Origin of the sequence: Streptomyces sp. NA02950 (assembly GCF_013364155.1) — a bacterium.
Classification (GTDB): domain Bacteria; phylum Actinomycetota; class Actinomycetes; order Streptomycetales; family Streptomycetaceae; genus Streptomyces.
Map to the genome: position 1 here is coordinate 7,964,168 of NZ_CP054916.1, position 17,436 is coordinate 7,981,603.

Sequence of the window (17,436 nt, forward strand, 5' to 3'; positions counted from 1 at the left end):
GACCGCCCCCACGTCACACGTAAGGAAGCCCCGTGAGCAACAGCCGCACTCGCACGCCCTTCGACCCGATCGATCCGCTGGGCCTGGACTCCCAGCTCTCCGAGGACGAACTGGCCGTCCGCGACACCGTCCGCGCGTTCTGCGCGGAACATGTGACCCCCTACGTCGGCGACTGGTTCGAGGCCGGTGACCTGCCGACCGCGCGTGAACTCGCCAAGGAGTTCGGCAAGCTCGGCGTGCTCGGTATGCACCTCGAGGGCTACGGCTGCGGTGGCGCGAGCGCGGTGCACTACGGTCTCGCCTCACTGGAACTGGAAGCCGCCGACTCGGGCATCCGCTCGATGGTCTCCGTGCAGGGCTCGCTGGCCATGTACGCGATCTGGGCGTACGGCTCCGAGGAGCACAAGCAGGAGTGGCTGCCGCGCATGGCCGCCGGCGAGGCCATCGGATGCTTCGGCCTGACCGAACCCGACTCCGGATCCGACCCGGGCTCGATGACGACCGGGGCCCGGCGCGACGGCACCGACTGGGTCCTGAACGGCCGCAAGATGTGGATCACCAATGGCAGCATCGCCGACGTCGCCGTGGTCTGGGCCTCCACCGAGGAGGGGGTCCGTGGTTTTGTCGTTCCGACCGGCACACCCGGATTCAGCGCCCACAAGATCAAGCACAAACTGTCCCTGCGGGCGTCGGTGACCAGCGAACTGGTCCTGGACGACGTCCGGCTGCCCGGCAGCGCGATGCTGCCCCACGCGAAGGGGCTCTCCGGCCCGCTCGGCTGCCTGACTGAGGCGCGGTACGGCATCATCTGGGGCACCATGGGCTCCTCCCGGTCCGCCTGGCAGGCCGCGCTCGAATACGCGGGGCAGCGCACGCAGTTCGGCAAGCCGATCGCGGGCTTCCAGCTCACCCAGGCCAAGCTCGTCGACATGGCGGTGGAGCTGAACAAGGGTCTGCTGCTGGCCCTGCACCTCGGTCGGCAGAAGGACAGGGTCGGCCTGCGCCCCGAGCAGGTCAGCTTCGGCAAGCTCAACAACACACGCGAGGCGCTCAAGATCTGCCGGACCGCGCGCTCCATCCTCGGCGGCAACGGCATCTCGCTGGAGTACCCGGTCATCCGGCACATGGTGAACCTCGAGACGGTGCTGACCTACGAGGGCACGGCCGAAATCCACCAGCTGGTGCTGGGCCAGGCGTTCACCGGGCACAACGCGTTCCGCGGATAGCCACTTGGCCGCGCCCCTCAGGGCTGTCCCGTCATCCCCAGCGGGCTCCCGACGCCGGCTACGGCCGCCCCCAGGCTTCGCCCGGGAGGTGTGCCCCCTGCCGCGTTGTCGGGATCGCCCGAGTATGCCCGTACGAGGACGACCCTCCGCCTTGCGATTGACCGCATCCGGCGCCGCTCGCTGATCCACTGGGATGACGGGACAGCCCTTAGAGCGTCCGTGGCGGGGCTTCAGCTGCGGGACTCGATCATCGTGATCCGCAGCCTCCACCCCGCCACATGAGCCGGCTCGCCTCTCCTACGCCGACTTCCGGTAGGCCCGGAATGCCCGCGTGGCGAAAAGGCCCATGACGAGGACCGCCGCCGCGAGCAGGCCCAGACGCGTCCAAACCGTGATCCAGTCGGTGTGCGCGAGCATCGCCTGCCGCGCCGCGACGACCGCCCATTCCACCGGGTTGTACCGGGCGACCTGTGCCACCCACTTCGGAGCGAGGTGAAGGTCCATCACGGCGGAGCTCAGGAACATCAGCGGCAGCGTGGTGAACTGGGAAATGGCGATCAGCGTCGCCTGCTGACGGGTCAGCAGGGCGACGGCGTTGGACAGCGCCGAGAAGATCAGCGCCAGCAGCACCGCGGCCAGGACGGTGACGCCGACGCCGACGCCGCCGCCGGGGAAGCGGGCGCCGGCGGTCAGCGCGATGACCACGATGATCAGGCTTTGGATGACGGTCTGGATCGCCTGGTAGGCCATGGTCGCGCACATCATGGCGCCTCGGCCGGCAGGCGAGGTGAGCAACCGGTCCATCACACCGCGGTCGATGTCCTGCAAGTAGGTCGTCCCTGCCCACGCGCTCGCGAACAGCGCGGTCATCATCACCACACCCGGCGTGAGGAATTGCAGGAAACCACCGCTGCCGTGCGCGAATCCGGGCAGGTTCACAACCGAGCGGAACAACTGCCCGAACAGCAGCAGCCAGATCACCGGCTGCACGAGCCCGATGACGAGGAAGGTGGGCATCCGCCACAATGTGCGCAGCAGACGGCCGGTGAGCAGTGCGGTGTGTGTGATCGCGGTCGGCGGACGCGTGCCGACGGGCTCCATGCGTGCTGGTGCTGTGGTCACTTCGCCGCCTCCAGGGTCTTCGGGTCCTCGTCACCGGCCGCGTCAAGGCTGTGGCCGGTGTGCTGGAGGTAGACGTCGTCGAGTGAAGGGCGGGCAAGCGTCGCGGAGGTCACGGCGATGCCCGCGCCTTCGAGTGCGGCCAGCACGGGCGGCAACGCGCGGGCGCCGTCGTCGGTGCGGCCGCGGACCGTGCACCCGTCCATGGTGATCTCGCGCAGCTCCGGGACCCGTCGCAGCACCGCGGGTGCTCTGCTGTCGGTCTGGGCGAGCTCGACATGCACCGTGTCGCCGCGCAGGCCGCTCTTGAGTTCCTCCGGAGTGCCTTCAGAGACGACGGTGCCGTGGTCGACGATCGCGAGCCGGTCGGCGAGGTGGTCGGCCTCCTCGAGGTAGTGCGTGGTGAGCAGCACCGTCATCTGCTCGTCCCCGGCCATCCTGGCGATCTCCTGCCACATCTCGCTCCGAGCCTGGGGGTCCAGACCCGTGGTCGGCTCGTCGAGGAACAGCACCTGCGGGCGGTGCATCAGCCCCAGCGCAACGTCCAGCTTGCGCGCCATGCCACCGGAGTAGGTGTTGACCGGCCGGTTCGCGGCGTCGGTCAGGCCGAACCTGTCGATGAGCTCCCGCGCCCGCGCCGTGGCCTGACGACGGGACATCCCGTGGACGCGGCCCGCGAGCAACAGGTTCTCGGTCGCGGTCTGCATCGGGTCCGTGCCAGGCTTCTGGGCCACGAATCCGATCGCCCGGCGCACCCGGTCCGGCTTCGCCGCAACGTCGATACCGGCGACGCGCGCCGATCCCGAGTCGGCCACCGACAGCGTGGAGAGAATCTTCACCGTGGTCGATTTGCCTGCCCCGTTCGGGCCGAGCAGTCCGAAGACGGTCCCCTTCGCGGCGCGGAAGCTCAGCCCCCGCAACGCTTTGACCGGGGGTTTGCTCCTGCCTCCCGGGTAGGTCTTGACCAGATCAACGGCTTCCAAAGCCGCTTCCGCTCGCCGGACAGCATCCATCGCCGCACACCTTTGTCAGAATCACGGTGTGACTCCCACCTTCCTGGTGTCATCGGACACAAGGAGGCTGAATGGCGAGGGCGGAACCCTACGGTGAGATGTCGCAGGCGAAACGTTAACAAGGGCAGGCGGGCAGTTGCAACGAGCCCTGCACGACGGGGAAGTGCGGGACCGGTGTCCCCGCGTCACCGTGGTCACGCCCCCGGCCAGGCTTCTTGCCCGGCGAGGCGCAGCATCAGGGCGGCGATACGCTTTTCCGGTGACGTGCCTGAGTCCTGGACGCGCCGCGGCCCGGGGGAGACCCCTTCACACAAGCCACACACCCATGCAAAATTTCCCCTTGCCTCGGCATTCCTGCGCCGGGGAAAAGAGGAGAAACTTCTGTGAAGTCAAGAAGATTGAGCCACACGCGGCGCCGGGCCACGATACTCACGGCGGCTGCCGCCTCGGTCGTCGCGGGAGCCGCCCTGCTGCCCAACTGGAGCGCGGGCGCGTCCACCACGACCGAGCCCGAGGTGGACGCCAAGACGAAGGCCACGTTCCAGCGGCTGGCCGACGCGGTCTTCACCGACCGCACCAACGCGCTGGTCGACAGGCCGGGCAAGAAGAAGGGACCGCTGACCGACGGCTTCTCCGGCAAGGTCGCGCTCTCCTCCGGGAGCGCTCGCACCGAGGACAGCGCCCTGGGCCAGCTCGGCGACCGCAAGGACCGACTCGCGAAGTACGGCGAGAAGTACAGCTCGGGCGATACCTCCGTCACCCTGGAACGCGCCCGGGTCAGCGGCCGCAAGGCCGTCGTCACGGTAACCGAGACCACGAAGCTGGTGTACGCGAAGGTCCGCGGCGACGAGCCGAAGACGACCGGGTTCCAGGCGCACCACAAGCTGACCTTCCGGGCCGACAAGCACGGTGACTGGCGGCTGACCGACATCCGCGAGACCGACGACGGCTACCTGGCGGTCAACCAGCCCGTCAAGCCCAAGGTCGCCGCCGTCGCCACCGACGACACCATGCCCTCGGCCCCCCGCGCCGCGACCACCCGGCCCGCGCCCGCCAAGCCGAAGGACTTCTCTGCCAGCGGCTACGACTACAAGGCGATGGCCGCCTACGCGGAGAAGTACTGGAGCAACTACAACCCTGCCTACCCGAACTTCAACGGGCACGGCGCGGGCGGCGATTGCACCAACTTCGTCAGCCAGTCCCTCAAGGCGGGCGGCTGGAAGCACGTGCCCGGCTATGTGTATGACTACACCAAGTGGTTCGGCAACGCCGACATCCAGTCGGACTCGTTCGTCGGTGTCAACGAGTGGTCCTGGTTCGCGCTGAACTCCAAGCGCGTCACCAGCCTCGCCAACGTCTACCAGATGGATGTCGGTGATGTGCTCCAGGCGGACTTCGACAAGGACGGGTCCAAGGACCACACCATGATCGTCACGTACCGCAGCCCGCAGGGTGTGCCGTACCTGACGTACCACTCCACCAACACCTACCGCCGGTCGGTGGCGAGCATCATCGCGTCGTACCCGAACGCCGCGTACTACGCCTACCGCACCTGATACGCGTCCTGACGCCAGTCCCACCGCCCGGCTCCTCCGGTCCGGGCGGCGGGCCCGCGCCGCAACCTACGCGGCCGCTAGGAGGTCTGGGCCTGGTCGTAGAGGGCCTTCGCCACGTCACCGAAGTACGGGCCGAACATCTGGTTCGGCCAGAACGTGTAGCCGAAGCTGTTCACGGAGACCTGTAGCCCGGTGCCGGTGGCTTCGTTGAAGCCGGTGAGCCAGGGGCCGCCACTGGAACCGCCCGTCATGTTGCAGGCGAGGCCGTGGTCCTGGGTGAGGAGGAAGTCCTTCGAGCTGTTGCCGCTGCAATAGATGAGCTTCGTGCCGTCGTACGGCGAGGCGGCCGGGAAGCCGAAGGAGTACATCTGCTTGTTGTAGCCGCCGTTGAACTGGATACCCTGCGCACCGACGACTGAGGTGAGCCTCTGGCCGTTCAGTGGGGCGACGATCGCGGCGCCGACGTCGTTGTTGATGTCCTCACTCGCTTCCCACTGCGGGGTGGTGAGTGTCTTGGCCGCCGGCCACTGGCCGTACGGGGCGTCGCCGTTGTTGTAGGCGGGCACGAAGATCCAGTTGGTGTGCCAGCTGCCCTGGTACTTCACACAGTGTCCGGCGGTGATGACGGTGCTGGCGTTCTGGCTCGTCACGGCGTTGCCGGTACAGGAAGCGGTACGCCCCTGGAACGTGAAGAACACCCGGCCCGAGGTGGTGACGACGGCCCCGCTGCCGGTCCATGGGCCACCGGCCTGCGGGAAGGAGGCGGGGGCGGCGGTGGGTTCGACGGTCGTCGACCGTCCGCCGGTCTTGGGGGTCTTCAGGCTCTTGGCGGCCCGCGGGGTCAGCAGCAGATCGAGCGGGGTGGCCGCGCGCATCCGCTCGGCGGTCCAGAAGGTGCGGGACGTGTGCTGTTCGGCGGTCGAGGCGGTGTGGGCCGCTGCCGACGGCCCGGAGGCCGATTCGGGGGATGCCGCGTTGGCCGCGCCGGCATGGAGGAGACCGCTGGTGAGCAGGGCTCCAACGGCCAGCAGAATGCCCGCGGCAGTGCGATGGCGTCTCACGCATGACTCCTTCTGCCGTGCCAGGACGCGTCGGGTCCGGGCAGGGTGGGGGAATGACGAGCGGTGCGGACAGACGTTCGTGAGGCAGGGTGCCACGGGAATCTTGACTTGTCAGGGGCGCGTCAATGCATTTCCCGGTCGGACGTCATCGCTGCGGCCAAGAAGCGACGGCGCCGTCTGGGCCAACGACCGCCACGGGAACGTCGTCGCCGAAGCCCACCGGCAGGCAGACCGCGGCAACAAGTACCCCAGGGGCGACACCCTCTACGTCTCCGACTTCATGGCCGACGGCCTCGGCTCGCGCGGCGAGGCGTCCGTAGGCATCGAGATCAGCACCAGCGGATCAGGCGACCGCGGTGGGCGGACCAAGGACGTCGCCGAGGGCACCAGGCTCTGCACCAACCTGTGCGTGACCAACTCCTCGGGCGCCCTGTGCTCGCCCGGCCTGACGGTGAAGGCGTGATGCGGGGGGCCCGTCCGGCGCGCGGTGCGGCGGGTACCTGACCGGTCCGAAGGGGGCGCGAACGAGGGCCGCACCCGTTGGGCGTTGGGGTGCGGCCCTCTAACTCGCGACCGGACCCGTCGCGCTGGGGCTCCGCTCTTGAGTGGAGCCGGGCACGGGCTCAGCGGCGTCGAAGCCGAGCTCGACGATCCGGTTGTCCTGGTCCACATGGACGATCTGTGGGCGCAGCCGTTTGGCCTCGGCGTCCTCGACCTGGGCATAACTGATCAGGATGATGAGATCATCAGGATGCACCAGATGTGCTGCCGCCCCATTGATGCCGATGACACCCGACCCACGGCGCCCCTCGATGACATAGGTCTCAAGCCGGGCCCCGTTGGTGATGTCCACGATGTGGACCAGCTCGCCGGGGAGTAGATCGGCCGCGTCCATGAGATCGGCGTCGATCGTCACTGATCCCACATAGTGCAGGTCGGCCTCGGTCACCGTAGCCCGGTGAATCTTGGACTTGAGCATGGTGCGCAGCATGGCGCCACCTTTCTGGTATGTGCGTGGTCGCGTCCCCTGACGGGGTTCGCGCCGACGGCTGGATGATAGACCGGCCCCGGCAGTCGCTGAAAGGCCGGAATTGATCACAACGCCGCCCGCTGGACCTTGACGGTCGCGATGGGTAACTCACATTGCGAGCCCCTGTTCGGGCTGCACCGGAGCGATCCCCATCTGAAGTGCCCGGTCGGCATGGGCATCCGGCCCGCGCTGTCCCAGGCGTACGGCGCGGCCGAGGAGGCCGCGCGGAATGGGGGTGACTGCCGGCCCGCGGAGCCCGTGAGTCCCTGCTGCTTCTGAGAGTCGGCAGGCGGGGTATTCGCCGCGTTGCCCCTACGCCCCGTGCGCTCGCAGGTGTTCGAGCAGTAGGTGGCTCAGCGTCTCGGGCGCCTCCTCGGGGACCCAGTGGCTGATGCCCTGGAGGGTTTCGAACCGGTACGGCCCGTTGACCCACTGCCCGGTCTGCTGCGCGGCCGCCGGGCCGAACGCGCTGTCCTCCGTACTCCAGACGTACAGCGTGGGCACGTCGGTGGAGCCGATCGCGCCGTCGGGGCGGCCGGCCCGGTACCAGTTCAGCGCCGCGGTGAGAGCGCCGGGCCGGGACAGATGCCGCACATAGGCCTCGGCACTGGCACGCGGGACCTTTCCGGCGAAAACGGCCCGGAGCTTCTCGGCGTCGTCCGCGAGCATGCGCTCTTCGGTGGCGGGGGTTTCGCGCCACTCGATCATGTACTGCGATCGTTCGCGCTGGTCAGGATCGGTGCGCAGGGTGGTGGCCAGGGCGCCGGGGTGCGGCGTCGAGACAACTGTCAGCGAGCGTACGCGGCCGGGGTGGGCATCGGCGGTCCACCACGCCACCGCGCCTCCCCAGTCATGGCCGACCAGGTCGAACGACGCCCAGCCCAGTTCCTCCGTGATCGCGACCACATCGTCCACCAGGGCGCTGATGCGGTAGTCCTCCGGCCGTTCGGGGCGGGCCCCGGGGGAGTACCCACGCTGGTCGGGTGCCACCACCCGGTAACCGTGCGCGGCCAGCGCCGCGATCTGCTGCTGCCAGACGAGCCGCGTCTGCGGGAAGCCGTGCAGCAACAGCACCGGGCGGCCCTCGGGCGGGCCTGCCACGGTCGCGTCGAACACGCCCGCAGCCGTGGAGATGCTCAGCTCGGTCACGATCGAGCCCCTTCATACCGACTGGTCGGTCAGTTTTCAGTCGTGACGAGAGATTGTCAAGGCCGAGCTCCGGCTCGTCACGCCGGTGCGGTGGCGGTACCGGCTCGGCTCAGCTCGCCGATTCGGGTGAGGTGGTGCTGCCGCGGTGGTCGTAGGCGGGCCGCGCCGCCAGGACCTCATTCATATGGTGGATCGACCACTGCTTCAACGCCACCAACGGCTCGCGCAGCGTGGAGCCGAGATCGGTGATCGACGCCGCCCGCGGCGGATCGCTCACTCGGGGCGCAGCACGGGCCGCAGCGCGTCCAGCACCCCCGGGTCCTCGATCGTCGACGGCACCGGTTCGTCGCGCCCGTCGGCGATCCCGCGCATCGTCTTGCGCAGGATCTTGCCCGACCGGGTCTTGGGCAGTGCGTCCACGACCGAGACGGCCCGGAACGCGGCGACCGGGCCGATCTCCCGGCGGACCGCCGCGACCAACTCCTGGCGGATATCCTCGTCACCGATGTCGACGCCTGCCTTGAGCACCACGAAGCCCCGGGGCAGCTGGCCCTTGAGCTTGTCGTACACCCCGATCACCGCGCACTCGGCCACGGCCGGGTGCGCCGCGAGCACCGCTTCCATCGCACCGGTCGACAACCGGTGTCCCGCGACGTTGATCACGTCGTCGGTGCGGCCCATGACGAACAGATAGCCGTCCGCGTCGCGGTACCCGGAGTCACCGGTCAGGTAGTAGCCGTCGTACTGGGACAGATAAGCCTCGACAAAACGCTGGTCGTCGCCCCACAGGGTGGGAAGCGCGCCGGGAGGGAGCGGGAGCCGGATCGCGATCACGCCTTCCTGACCCGCGGGCAGTTCGGTACCGCCCTGGTCGAGGATGCGCACGTCCCAGCCGGGAACCGGAACCGTTGCCGACCCGGGCTTGACCGGCATCGGCTCCAGCCCGTGGAGATTCGCCGCGATCGGCCAGCCGGTCTCGGTCTGCCACCAGTGGTCGACCACCGGTGTACCGAGGTTCTGGTGCGCCCAGTGGTAGGTCTCGGGGTCGAGTCGCTCCCCGGCCATGAAGAGCGTGCGGAACGACGACAGGTCGTACCTCTTCAGCTCGGCGCCGTCCGAGTCGACCCTCTTGATCGCCCGCAATGCCGTGGGAGCGGTGAACAGCGCCTTCACACCGTGCTCGCTGATCACACGCCAGAACGCACCCGCATCCGGTGTGCCGACCGGCTTGCCCTCGTACAGCACGGTGGTCGCACCGATCAGCAGCGGCGCGTAGACGATGTAGGAGTGGCCGACCACCCAGCCGACGTCGGACGCGGTCCACCAGACGTCGCCCGGACCGATGTCATAGATCGCAGCCATCGACCACGACAGCGCAACCGCGTGGCCGCCGTTGTCGCGGACAACGCCCTTCGGCTTGCCGGTGGTCCCGGAGGTGTACAGCACGTACAGCGGGTCGGTCGCCGCCACCGGAACCGGATCGACCGGCTCGGCACCGGCGATGAGATCCGCCCAGTCCAGGTAACCCCCGCCGAGCTCCGCTCGCGCCATGTCGCGCTGGAGGACGACAACATGGTCCGGCTGGTGGGTGGTCTGACCGAGGGCGGCCTCGACGATCGGTGTGTACTCCACGACCCGCGTCGGCTCGATCCCACAGGACGCCGCGACGATCACGACCGGTTCGGCGTCCTCGACGCGGGCGGCCAACTCCTTGGGGGCGAAGCCGCCGAAGACCACCGAGTGCACCGCGCCGATCCTGGCGCAGGCCAGCATGGCGATGACGGCTTCGGGCACCATCGGCATGTAGACGATGACCCGGTCGCCCTTGGCGACACCGAGGGAGCGCAGCGCTCCGGCGAACAGCGCGGCCTCGTCCCGGAGTTCGGCGTAGCTGAAGCGCCGGACCGCACCGGTCACCGGGGAGTCGTAGATCAACGCGGTCCGGTCGCCGAGGCCGGCCTCGACATGCCGGTCCAGCGCGTTGTACGAGGTGTTGAGCTCACCGTCGGGGAACCACCGCATGAGCGGCGCACGGGAGTCGTCCAGGGCCTGGGTCGGCGGCCGGGTCCAGTCGATCGCCGCCGCCGCATCCAGCCAGAAGCCTTCGACATCCGCGAGGCTACGGTGGTAAGTCTCGTCGTACGCGCCCATCAGGCCCCTTCACATCGCTCGGCCTTGAAAACTGTGAGCAGTCTGGCCCATCGGCCGGACGGCGGCCAGTCCCGCCGGTGTGCTCGACTACCTCCTCAAGCCGGGCTACGGCGCGTCCCTCCAACTGATCAAGCTGGAGGTCGGCGGCGACACCAACTCCACCGACGGCGCCGAGCCGAACCACATGCCCACACGCGACACCGTGGACCGCGGCCAGGGCTACCAGTGGTGGCTCGCCGAGCAGGCCAAGGCCCGCAGTCCCGACATCAAGCTCGCCGGTCTCGACTGGGGCGCGCCGGGGTGGATCGGCGGCGGGAACTTCTGGTCCCAGGACACGATCGACTACTACCTGTCCTGGTTCGACTGCGCCGCGAAGGTCCTGGCGTACGCGGCCCGGGGCCAGGCCGAGTTCAGCGAAATGGCCGCGCGGCCCCGCCGCTCCGCATGAGGGAAACGGCGGGGCCGACAGCCGTGGGTCGACTCCCCGGTGGTGGCGGTCAGGACGACGTCAGGTGCCGATCCCTTGCGGATAGCTGAAGAAGTCGGTCGGATCGTACGTCCGCTTCACCCGGACCAGCCGGCCGTAGTTCGCACCGTAGTAAGCCCGCCGCCAGTCCTTCAGAGTCGGATCCGGGAAGTTCTGATAGGAGTTCCGGGGAGGGGTGGCACCGAAAATGTCGCAGTAGAACTCCCGGAGCCAGTGCAGATTCGCCGTGGCGACGCGCTGCGGATCGTAGTCCGCCCAGGAGGTCTCGGCAGCGAAGACGAACACGGCATTGCGGTGCACGAACGCCGTCGCGTCCGGCGGCACTTGGTTGATCTCGCCACCGAGGGCGAACATGGCGAACCCGGCCCCGTCCTCGTTGCCGCTGCCCGGCCAGTCCAGCAGCTGCTGGGCGGCGGTACCGACCTGGTCATCGGTCAGGAGCGTCCGGGAGGTCAGAACCGCCGACTTGGCGGCGAACTGTTCCACCGGTGTGGTGGCGCTCAGCAGTACGCTCGCCTGCCCCGGCGAGACCTCCCGGACGGACGCCCTGTTGCGAGCGCGTTCCTCCGCCGTGCCGATGGCGAGCAGCGGAGCCAGGATGGCGCGCAGCTCGTCGAGGTGGCCGTAGTACTGGCCGATGGCATTGACATTGGCGTTGGCGCGGATCTGATCCCTGGTGCGGCCGCGGGTTCCGATGCCAACGCGGAGGTGGAACCGCTTGTTGTCCAGGGTGTTCACGGCGATCCGTTGCGCGGCGGCGATGACCGGCAGTACCGAGTCCAGGCTCCAGCGCAACTGGTAGAAACCCACGTTGCCCTGGAACCGCGCGTACTGGAACGTAAAGGAGGTGTTGACACCGAAGTTGTTCCCCGCCCCGCCGCGGCAGCCCCAGAACAGGTCGGAGTGCGAGTCCTGACTGGCCTCCACCACGCGGCCGTCGGCCAGTACCACGGTCGTCGAGACCAGTCGATCGCAGGTCAGGCCGAACATCTTGTCGCTGAAACCGATACCGCCACCGAGTACCAGCCCAGCCACTCCGACGGTGGGGCAGCGGCCGGTCGGCACGAACATGCCGCGGTTCTCCAGCAGCGGGTGCAGGTCGCCGTTGGTGACCCCCGCCCCCACGGTGACGGTACCCGCGTCGTGCACGACCCTGATCGGGCCGTAGGTCCGGGAGCGGGCGCCCGGCAGCGGGGTGGAGGCGATGCCTTTCATCCGGGCCATGTTGAGCAACAGACCTGTAGTGGCGGAGTACCCGGCGTAGTTGTGGCCCAGCCCGGAACGAGGCACGGCGGGCAGTCCCACCTCGCGGGCCCAGCGGACCGCCGCACGGACATCCCCGGTGGTGGCGCACGTCACGATGCCGGCCGGACGGATCCCGGCGTACCGATGGTTGAACGGAAGCGCCAGTGGCGGATAGCGGGAATCTCCCGGCCGGTAGAGAGTGGAACGCGGCGACAGCGCGCGAACCAGCCGCTCCCAGTCCCGTTGGCTGACCCGTTCCGCCACCTCGGTGGGTGGCACGGCGGCAGCGGGCGATGACGGCGAACCCACCATCCCCGTCCCCACAGCACTCACCGTGCCTGCCCGCAGTACGTCCCGTCTGTTGATCAACGTCGCTGCCCTCACAAGAGACGCTCCGGAGGCGCGATCGGCCTCCCTGCTCAGTCAACCGACGATTGGTCAGGAGGGCCGCAGAACGGGTTCCACCCACCGGCCCGCAACCCGAAAGCATGCCGACATACCGCCGAATGGGCGCGGTTCACTCGGCGCCCAGCTGATAGGCGCCCTGGGCGGCTGCCGCGCCGATGAGGACCAGCTCGGCGCGGGAGCCTCCGCGGCCTGGATGAGTTCGTGGTCGACGTGGCAGGTCCGCGTGGTCATCTTCGCTGCCTTCCTCCGTAGCGTGTCAGGCGACTTGGCCCTGGTGACGAGGGTGCGCAAGCGAATATCGGCGGTGTCCCATCCGGCCCGCCGCCAGGCACCGCCGACCCGGTATCCCCGCGAACGATTCGCGCTGCGTAAGTCTGTGTCGTGGCGCGACGGAGAGACGCGCGTCACATGCGTCCATGTCACAGTTTGCCGAGCTGTTCCGTCCAAGAGGTGTCACCACAAACATCGACACAGGAGTGCACCGTGGAAGCTCGGCTGAACATCATGGCCAGCCCGGTCGCGGCCAAGGCCATCAGGCACATCATCTCTGCGGGGAAGGCCCTCGCGGACTCGACGCTGCCGGCCGCGACGCGCGAACTGGTGATGCTTCGCGCCAGTCAGATCAACGGCTGTGCCGGATGCATCGACATGCACACCAAGGAGGCCGCCCACGCCGGTGAGACCTCGGTGCGCCTCCACCTGGTCGCGGCCTGGCGGGAGGCCACGGTGTTCACCGAGGCCGAGCGCGCCGCCCTGGAGCTGACCGAGCAGGGTACCCGCATCGCCGACGCGGCCGGCGGTGTCAGTGACGAGGTCTGGGCGAACGCCGCCAAGCACTACGACGAGGACCAGCTCGCCGCCTTGGTGGCCCAAATCGCCGTCATCAACGCCTTCAACCGCGGCAACGTCATCACCCAGCAGCCCGCGGGCGACTACCGGGTCGGCCAGTTCGACTGACGGTACGGCCGTGGCCGCCGGTGCCGTACGGCACCGGCAGCAGCACAGCCCCGGGCACCCCGTTCCGTGGGGCCCGGGGTGGTGAGCTGGTCTGTCCGGCGGCCCCGACCCGGCGCCGCTCTCGGTGCCCGGGTGTGGGCAGCGGCTCGTCGGCTTGCTCGTGCGCTACGTCGCTCTCACCTGCGGTGTGACGGCGTCAACCTTTTCCTGGCCGATGGTGGGGCTGCCTTCCAGGAGGTCTTCCACGCACACCTGCACGTGTTTCCCCGGTTTCCCGGTGACGATTTCCGGATCGACGCGAACTGGCGCGTGCGCGAGCGAGCTGAACTCGACAGGAACGCCGCCACCGTCCGGGACGGGCTCTCAAACCTTGCCGCGGAAGCCCGAGCGCCCATCAGCCGGCCTTCCTGAAGAGGGCGCGTCCACAGCGGGCGACAAAAAGAAAAGGCAAGGGAGAACACCCATCCCTTGCCACTCTCAACTTATAGCGCACCGGGGGGCTTGCGGCAAGGCCCGGGGTATGCCGCAGAATCGCTGGCCGAAGCCAGAACCTGCGGATATGGGGGATTCACGAAGTGCGTGTGCTGTTGTCGGTTGATGGGGCGTGCGGTGATGCCGAGCCGAGCGCGTTCGACCTGCCCGACCACCTCTCTCCGAAGGCCGACCCGACGCTGATCGCCGGTGACGAGCGGCACTTCGCGGCCATCGCGGAGAGCCTCGAGCAGGCGATCGCCGAGCTGTCCGACCGCCTCGATGCGGAGCGCAGGACGCCCGGCGGCATGGGCCGGCAGGCGATGGACCGGGACGTGGAGATCCACCGGCTGACCGGCCGGCTGCGCGCCCTGCGTCGGTTCGGTCTGGACCTGTGCCTCGGGCACATGGTGAGCGCGGACGACCCCGAGCCCGTGTACATCGGACGCCTCGGCCTCACCGACAGCGCGGGCCGTCGACTCCTGCTCGACTGGCGTTCCCCCGCGGCTGAGCCGTTCTTCGCGGCGACCCACGCCAACCCGATGGGTCTGGCGAGCCGCCGCAGGTATCGCTGGACCCGCGGCCGGATCAGCGACTACTGGGACGAGGTGTTCACCGCCGACGGGCTCGACGGGCACGCCGCGCTCGACGACCAGTCCGCCTTCATCGCCGGCCTGGGCGGCAACCGGTCGGCCCGGATGCGAGACGTGCTCGCCACCATCCAGGCCGACCAGGACGCCATCATCCGGGCGGGGTCCCGCGGCGCCCTCGTCGTCGACGGCGGTCCGGGTACGGGCAAGACCGTCGTCGCGCTGCACCGCTCCGCCTACCTCCTCTACTCCGACCCCCGCCTCGGTCGCCGTCGGGGCGGCGTGCTGTTCGTCGGCCCGCACCAGCCCTATCTGGCCTACGTCGCCGACGTCCTCCCCAGCCTCGGAGAGGAGGGCGTGCGGACCTGCACCCTGCGGGACCTCGTCGCCGAGGGAGCCGGAGCGGCGACCGAGGCCGACCCGGACGTGGCCCTCCTGAAGTCGTCCGCGAACATGGTGCAGGCGATCGAGGCGGCCGTCAGGTTCTACGAGGAGCCGCCCGCCGAGGGGATGACGGTCACCACCGACTGGTCCGACATCTGGCTGAGCGCCGACGACTGGGCCGAGGCGTTCGCGGCGCCGGACCCGGGCACTCCGCACAACGAGGCGCGTGAGCAGATCTGGGCGGCACTGGTCACGATCCTGCTGGACAAGTACGACGGTGACGTCTCGCCCGACCTCTTCCGGAGGTCGCTGCTGCACGACGAGGAGCTGACCACCACCCTCGGCCGCGCATGGCCGCTGCTCGAAGCGGCCGACCTCGTCGGAGACCTGTGGTCGGTACCCGCCTACCTGCGGATGTGCGCTCCCTGGCTCAGCCGCGACGAGGTGCGCACGCTACAGCGCAAGGCAGCCCCGCAGGCCTGGACGGTGTCCGACCTGCCGCTCCTGGACGCGGCACGGCAGCGGCTCGGCGACCCGGAGGCGGCCCGGCGCAAGCTCCGGCACGAGGCCGTCCTCGCCGCCCAGCGCGAGCGTATGACGCAGGTCGTCGACAACCTGATCCAGGCCGCGTCCGACTCCGGTGCCGACGGTGACGACGGCGAGGGCCTGGTGACGATGCTGCGCGGCCAGGACGCCCAGGTCAGCCTGGTCGACGAGGCCGAACTGCCCGGCGCCGACCCGGACCTGCTCGCCGGTCCGTTCGCGCACATCGTCGTGGACGAGGCCCAGGAACTGACCGACGCGGAGTGGCAGATGCTGCTGCTCCGGTGCCCGTCCCGGAGCTTCACCATCGTCGGGGACCGCGCCCAGGCCCGGCACGGGTTCACCGAGTCGTGGCAGGAACGGCTGGAGCGGATCGGGCTCGACCGGGTCGACGTGGCTTCTCTGAGCATCAACTACCGGACACCGGAAGAGGTCATGACGGAAGCCGAGCCGGCCATCCGGGCCGTGCTCCCGGACGCCAATGTGCCGACCTCCGTCCGCAGTAGCGACGTCCCCGTCGTCCACGGATCCGCTGCGGACCTGGACTCGATCCTCGACACCTGGCTCGCCGCGCATGCCGACGGGATCGCCTGCGTCATCGGCGATCCCACGTTCCGGGCGACGCCCCGCGTCCGCTCGCTGACCCCGGAGCTGTCGAAGGGGCTCGAGTTCGACCTGGTCGTCCTCATCGACCCGGAGGCGTTCGGCAAGGGCATCGAAGGAGCGGTCGACCGCTACGTCGCGATGACCCGGGCGACTCAGCAACTCGTCATCCTCACGAGCTCCTGACGTCGGCCAGGGCGGCGGTGGGGGTCAGGTGACCGTGGCCCGTCGCCGGAAGCGGTCCGCGCGGTGCTCGCCGCTGCCGGCCACGTCGCGCAGATGCCTCATGGCCGTGAGGACGTCGCGGTGCGAGAGGTAGAGCGCGTTGACGCCGAAGCGCAGCAGGTCCGGCGCGCGCATGTCGCCGATGACACCGCGCGCGGCGAGCGCCTGGACCATCCCGTACGCCTCGGGGTGGCGCAGCACCGCCTGGCTGCCGCGCCGCCGCGGTTCGCGCGGGGTGACGGGCGCGAAGCCGAGCCCGTCGAGCAGGGTTGTGGCGCAGTCGAGCAGAAAGCCCGTCAGCGACAGGCTCTTGGCGCGCACCTGCTCCATCTCCACACCGTCGAACGCGGTGAGCGCGGCCTCCAGGGCGAGCAGGGAGAGCATCGGCGGGGTGCCGACACGGGCCCGGCCGACGCCCTCCGCCGGGACGTAGTCTCCGCTGAGGGCGAAGGGTTCCGCGTGCCCGTTCCATCCGGTCAGCGGATGGTCGAAGGCCGCGTGATGGCGGGCGGCGACGTAGAGGAAGGCGGGGGCGCCGGGGCCGCCGTTGAGGAACTTGTAGCCGCAGCCCACCGCGAAGTCGGCGCCCATCGCGTCGAGGCGCACCGGCAGCGCACCGGCGGCGTGGCACAGATCCCACAGCGTCAGCGCGCCGGCGTCCCGCAGGGCTCGGGTGATCCTCGCCATGTCGTACAGCTCGCCCGTGCGGTAGTCGACGGGCGCGTACCCGGCGACGGCCACCCGGCCGCCCTCCGCGGCCAGGAACCCGGGCAGCTCCCGGGCCGGGACCCGGCGCAGCTCCAGACCGAGCAGGCGGCCCACGGAAGCGGCGATGTACTGGTCGCTGGGGAAGTGGTCCGGGTCGGTCACCAGCAGGGGGCGGCCCGGGCGGGAACGGGCGGCGGCGGTCAGGGCGTTGAAGAGATGGATGCTGGTGGAGTCCCCGGCCACGGTCTGGCCCGGCGCCGCGCCGACGAGCCGCCCGATGGCGTCGCCCACCCGCAGGGGCGCCTGCCACCAGGCGTTGTCGTTCCAGGAGCGGATCAGGTCCGTGCCCCATTGCCGGTGCACGGCGTCCTCCAGCGCGGTCGGCACGGCGGCCGGCAGCGGTCCGAGGGAGTTGCCGTCCAGGTAGACGACGCCCTCGGGCAGCAGGAAGCGGTCCCGCAGCGGGGCGAGCGGATCGGCGGCGTCGAGCGCGGCCGCCCGCGCCGCCAG

16 protein-coding genes are annotated in these 17,436 nt (G+C 69.6%); 7 read left to right on the plus strand and 9 right to left on the minus strand.

From position 1 onward, the window contains the following. The first annotated feature begins 32 nt into the window (after positions 1 to 32). On the plus strand, positions 33 to 1,226 hold the full coding sequence (locus tag HUT19_RS34705; protein WP_176184300.1) for an acyl-CoA dehydrogenase family protein: 1,194 nt from the start codon (positions 33 to 35) through the stop codon (positions 1,224 to 1,226). A 297-nt stretch (positions 1,227 to 1,523) separates the two neighbouring features. Here the strand turns inward: HUT19_RS34705 and HUT19_RS34710 are convergent, their stop codons facing one another. Next, positions 1,524 to 2,327 carry an ABC transporter permease gene (locus HUT19_RS34710; RefSeq protein ID WP_176184302.1) on the minus strand — a complete coding sequence of 268 codons (804 nt, stop codon included), beginning with the start codon at positions 2,325 to 2,327 and terminating at the stop codon, positions 1,524 to 1,526. 17 nt (positions 2,328 to 2,344) lie between these two features. Next, positions 2,345 to 3,358 carry an ATP-binding cassette domain-containing protein gene (locus HUT19_RS34715; protein WP_176184304.1) on the minus strand — a complete coding sequence of 338 codons (1,014 nt, stop codon included), beginning with the start codon at positions 3,356 to 3,358 and terminating at the stop codon, positions 2,345 to 2,347. Between the two features lie 398 nt (positions 3,359 to 3,756). Between HUT19_RS34715 and HUT19_RS34720 the strand changes: the two genes are divergently transcribed. Then, positions 3,757 to 4,914: an amidase domain-containing protein gene (locus HUT19_RS34720; RefSeq protein WP_254885936.1), complete on the plus strand. Its 1,158-nt coding sequence runs from the start codon at positions 3,757 to 3,759 to the stop codon at positions 4,912 to 4,914. 77 nt (positions 4,915 to 4,991) lie between these two features. Here the strand turns inward: HUT19_RS34720 and HUT19_RS34725 are convergent, their stop codons facing one another. Then, positions 4,992 to 5,975, minus strand: a complete 984-nt coding sequence (locus tag HUT19_RS34725; RefSeq protein WP_176184308.1) for a serine protease — start codon at positions 5,973 to 5,975, stop codon at positions 4,992 to 4,994. A gap of 103 nt (positions 5,976 to 6,078) precedes the next feature. Here HUT19_RS34725 and HUT19_RS34730 point away from each other — a divergent pair, with 103 nt between their 5' ends. Next, on the plus strand, positions 6,079 to 6,438 hold the full coding sequence (locus HUT19_RS34730) for a hypothetical protein (protein ID WP_176184310.1): 360 nt from the start codon (positions 6,079 to 6,081) through the stop codon (positions 6,436 to 6,438). A 99-nt stretch (positions 6,439 to 6,537) separates the two neighbouring features. On the opposite strand, the gene panD is transcribed toward HUT19_RS34730, so the two are convergent. From panD to HUT19_RS34750, 4 genes are all read right to left on the minus strand, one after another. Continuing rightward, on the minus strand, positions 6,538 to 6,966 hold the full coding sequence (gene panD, locus HUT19_RS34735) for an aspartate 1-decarboxylase (protein ID WP_176184312.1): 429 nt from the start codon (positions 6,964 to 6,966) through the stop codon (positions 6,538 to 6,540). A gap of 351 nt (positions 6,967 to 7,317) precedes the next feature. Beyond that, positions 7,318 to 8,154 carry an alpha/beta fold hydrolase gene (locus HUT19_RS34740; protein ID WP_368661723.1) on the minus strand — a complete coding sequence of 279 codons (837 nt, stop codon included), beginning with the start codon at positions 8,152 to 8,154 and terminating at the stop codon, positions 7,318 to 7,320. 109 nt (positions 8,155 to 8,263) lie between these two features. Continuing rightward, a complete protein-coding gene (locus HUT19_RS34745; protein WP_176184314.1) occupies positions 8,264 to 8,431 on the minus strand; it encodes a hypothetical protein in 168 nt (55 codons plus the stop codon). Beyond that, the gene (locus HUT19_RS34750) at positions 8,428 to 10,305 is read right to left on the minus strand and encodes a propionyl-CoA synthetase (protein ID WP_176184316.1); all 1,878 of its coding nucleotides are present in this window, start codon (positions 10,303 to 10,305) and stop codon (positions 8,428 to 8,430) included. The genes HUT19_RS34745 and HUT19_RS34750 overlap by 4 nt, the downstream gene beginning before the upstream one ends. 79 nt (positions 10,306 to 10,384) lie before the next feature. On the opposite strand from HUT19_RS34750, the gene HUT19_RS34755 reads away from it, so the two are divergent. Next, entirely contained in the window at positions 10,385 to 10,753 is a 369-nt protein-coding gene (locus tag HUT19_RS34755) for a hypothetical protein (RefSeq protein ID WP_254885937.1), read from the plus strand. A 60-nt stretch (positions 10,754 to 10,813) separates the two neighbouring features. Here the strand turns inward: HUT19_RS34755 and HUT19_RS34760 are convergent, their stop codons facing one another. Next, a complete protein-coding gene (locus HUT19_RS34760; protein WP_254885938.1) occupies positions 10,814 to 12,316 on the minus strand; it encodes an FAD-binding oxidoreductase in 1,503 nt (500 codons plus the stop codon). Between the two features lie 612 nt (positions 12,317 to 12,928). Here HUT19_RS34760 and HUT19_RS34765 point away from each other — a divergent pair. The 3 genes from HUT19_RS34765 to helR all read left to right on the plus strand — a co-directional run bounded on the left by HUT19_RS34765 (position 12,929) and on the right by helR (position 16,179). Beyond that, on the plus strand, positions 12,929 to 13,402 hold the full coding sequence (locus HUT19_RS34765) for a carboxymuconolactone decarboxylase family protein (protein WP_176184320.1): 474 nt from the start codon (positions 12,929 to 12,931) through the stop codon (positions 13,400 to 13,402). Between the two features lie 132 nt (positions 13,403 to 13,534). Then, on the plus strand, positions 13,535 to 13,813 hold the full coding sequence (locus HUT19_RS34770; RefSeq protein WP_254885939.1) for an HIT family protein: 279 nt from the start codon (positions 13,535 to 13,537) through the stop codon (positions 13,811 to 13,813). A gap of 170 nt (positions 13,814 to 13,983) precedes the next feature. Then, positions 13,984 to 16,179 (plus strand): RNA polymerase recycling motor ATPase HelR, encoded by a 2,196-nt coding sequence (gene helR / locus HUT19_RS34775; protein ID WP_254885940.1) that lies wholly within the window; start codon positions 13,984 to 13,986, stop codon positions 16,177 to 16,179. Between the two features lie 24 nt (positions 16,180 to 16,203). Here the strand turns inward: helR and kynU are convergent, their stop codons facing one another. Continuing rightward, positions 16,204 to 17,436: a kynureninase gene (gene kynU, locus HUT19_RS34780; RefSeq protein WP_176187648.1), complete on the minus strand. Its 1,233-nt coding sequence runs from the start codon at positions 17,434 to 17,436 to the stop codon at positions 16,204 to 16,206.

Bases quoted from the DNA above. Each gene is read 5' to 3' on its own strand.
- HUT19_RS34710 (WP_176184302.1), bottom strand. From the start codon at position 2,327: ATGGAGCCCGTCGGCACGCGTCCGCCGACCGCGATCACACACACCGCA.
- HUT19_RS34750 (WP_176184316.1), bottom strand. From the start codon at position 10,305: ATGGGCGCGTACGACGAGACTTACCACCGTAGCCTCGCGGATGTCGAA.
- HUT19_RS34715 (WP_176184304.1), bottom strand. From the start codon at position 3,358: ATGGATGCTGTCCGGCGAGCGGAAGCGGCTTTGGAAGCCGTTGATCTG.
- panD (WP_176184312.1), bottom strand. From the start codon at position 6,966: ATGCTGCGCACCATGCTCAAGTCCAAGATTCACCGGGCTACGGTGACC.